Genomic DNA, 1,743 nt, shown 5'->3' on the forward strand with positions numbered 1-1,743 from the left:
ACCGTTCTTCGAAATGTCGTGAGAGCCACAGGTGGGACAAGTCATCTCAACTTTCATCTGCTCTACTCCTCTAGAGTCGCAACAGCTACGTCTTATTTTTCTCTATCCTTTACATTAATGCACTACCGCAACAACAATGCTTAGGTTGTTTGGTTGGGCGGCTATTCTCTCTTTAGCCACTACTCGCATTACCTGCGACTCATTTAATGAATTCTCAAAAGATGTAGGTAAGAGCATCGGCCAACAGCCAGCCGAAGCAACAGATGTAGCTATAGGCTTTGACGTTGATAGCGACTTTCCACATAGGGATAGAACCATTGACGGCTACTACACCGATAGACAGGATGGACTGACATCAGCGCAGCTAACACGGTTGTTTGAGCATATAGCCTTCCCTCAGTCACGCGGCGCTTTAATAGATACTTTTGGCCCTCCCTTCGATGCAGAGGGAGACTATGCCTACTGGAGAATAGAGGGCGGCAGTAGCTACCTGGCTATTCGCATCGTCGATGGTACAGCTTATTCATACACGGTTGGCTACTAGGAGAAACAAATGATTAAAACGAAGAGATTTCTTGGTGCGATCGCGGCGTGTGCGATCGCGGCTAGTGGCTGCGTACCTACGGGCGATGGCCGGTCTATTCCTATCGTGCCAATCGGTGGCGGTGGTAGCAGCGGTAGCTATAGAGCGCCTGCTAAATCACCACCGATTGCACCGCCTGTATACAAAAGCGATAGCAATGTGGATGAAAGTCAATACGAACGGCATGGCGTAACCGATCCTAATAGCTGCTACGCGATGGAGAAGCGGTTTCTAAAGGAGGGGCGCAAGGTTCGACTATTTGACATCGTCCGTAACAAGTTTAATAAAGGTGGAGGAGTTCTTGAATACACATGTCTGTTTGAAGGAGAAGACGCGCAAGTAGAAAACACTAATGTCTTTGACGACTATCGATATAATTCAAGGCGAGAATACGAGTAGAGAAACATGAACATCATCGTCTATCAGTGTTGTGATTTAAGTCAGCGACAGCTAGGGGAACAGCCGATCCGTCTGACTTGGAGTGACGCGCCCCCTGCGGTGGGGAAAGCCATCTCTATGGGCGCGGAATCAGACTGGCATATCGCAGAGTTTTACACCTACAAACAACAATCTACAGGCTTAGTAGATGGTATCTATTTCGCGTATGTGTTCAGAGAGAATATCCCAGATCTCGAACGCTGGCCATACATCCCCTACAGAAAATCACACCCTCATCAAGTTCTAGAAATTCAAATTCCAGAAATAGGAGGAAACTTTATAGGCTCAAAAGTGAATGTAGTTGGTAGAGCGCCCACACTGAACCAATACATCACCAGCTACGGAGTACGCGACGGCAAGACAGTATCAATAATAGAGCCGTGGTTTAAGGTTCAATCAGACAGATTTGAAGAACTAGAGCAGAACAGTCCTTTCGAGTTTGTTTATCTCTCATATCACCAGATAAGACCAACTGATGACAGCGACCGGGCTAAAGTTGGACTAGAATCGCTAACTGGCACACCCGTAGAAGCCTGATATCTCGTTACGGTCAGCGGCTGAAACCCAGGGCCAGCCGCTGACTAGTTGCGATTCCCAGCAACCATACAAGGAGAAAATGACCGCGATGAAAACCGTAAGATTACAAACAGCAGAAGGCGGAGATCTTGTTGAGCGGCAAATTCCACCCTTCCTTGAAGGCTATGAGCCAAAGGTCATTATGT

3 protein-coding genes are annotated in these 1,743 nt (G+C 47.4%); all 3 read left to right on the forward strand.

Annotated elements, in window-relative coordinates; all coding sequences use genetic code 11:
* The first annotated feature begins 136 nt into the window (after window positions 1-136).
* The 3 genes from IQ256_RS29090 to IQ256_RS29100 are packed head-to-tail and all read left to right on the forward strand — an operon-like array spanning window position 137 to window position 1,558.
* A complete protein-coding gene (locus IQ256_RS29090) occupies window positions 137-544 on the forward strand; it encodes a hypothetical protein (RefSeq protein ID WP_193859161.1) in 408 nt (135 codons plus the stop codon).
* Between the two features lie 9 nt (window positions 545-553).
* Window positions 554-982 (forward strand): hypothetical protein, encoded by a 429-nt coding sequence (locus IQ256_RS29095; RefSeq protein ID WP_193859162.1) that lies wholly within the window; start codon window positions 554-556, stop codon window positions 980-982.
* Between the two features lie 6 nt (window positions 983-988).
* Window positions 989-1,558 carry a hypothetical protein gene (locus IQ256_RS29100; protein WP_193859163.1) on the forward strand — a complete coding sequence of 190 codons (570 nt, stop codon included), beginning with the start codon at window positions 989-991 and terminating at the stop codon, window positions 1,556-1,558.
* Window positions 1,559-1,743 lie beyond the last annotated feature (185 nt).

The organism is cf. Phormidesmis sp. LEGE 11477, from assembly GCF_015207105.1.
Taxonomy (GTDB): domain Bacteria; phylum Cyanobacteriota; class Cyanobacteriia; order Phormidesmidales; family Phormidesmidaceae; genus Phormidesmis.

Excerpts from the sequence above, each read along its gene's own strand:
- IQ256_RS29090 (WP_193859161.1), top strand. The coding sequence starts at position 137 with ATGCTTAGGTTGTTTGGTTGGGCGGCTATTCTCTCTTTAGCCACTACT.
- IQ256_RS29100 (WP_193859163.1), top strand. The coding sequence starts at position 989 with ATGAACATCATCGTCTATCAGTGTTGTGATTTAAGTCAGCGACAGCTA.
- IQ256_RS29095 (WP_193859162.1), top strand. The coding sequence starts at position 554 with ATGATTAAAACGAAGAGATTTCTTGGTGCGATCGCGGCGTGTGCGATC.